General features: G+C 58.6%; 1 pseudogene. It reads right to left on the bottom strand.

The features are described 5' to 3' along the window. Positions 1-9 precede the first annotated feature (9 nt). Positions 10-261 (bottom strand): annotated as a pseudogene (locus SZ63_RS13040) (cation:proton antiporter); the annotation flags it as partial.

Raw genomic sequence — 261 nt, 5'->3', positions numbered from 1 at the left:
TCATCGGCGCTACGGACGTCGCATCATGGCGAAGATGAAGACGAATTCCGGATACTTCCGCGCCAGAGGAGTTGCATCCATTCGTTCGATAACCTTTCGGATGCCGAAGTACCCGACGGCTCCGGCGACGACGATGAATCCGACGGCTCTGGCAAGCATCAGAACGACCGACGTCACCGAGATATCCCCGCTCACCACCAGATCGGTAGAGACGGCAAGCACCAGGAGGGAGAGGACGTCTGGTGGCGTTCCTGTATGCGA

Origin of the sequence: Methanoculleus sediminis, from assembly GCF_001017125.1 — an archaeon.
GTDB classification, from domain to species: Archaea; Halobacteriota; Methanomicrobia; order Methanomicrobiales; family Methanoculleaceae; genus Methanoculleus; species Methanoculleus sediminis.
This window is presented reverse-complemented; position numbering and strand designations above follow the sequence as displayed.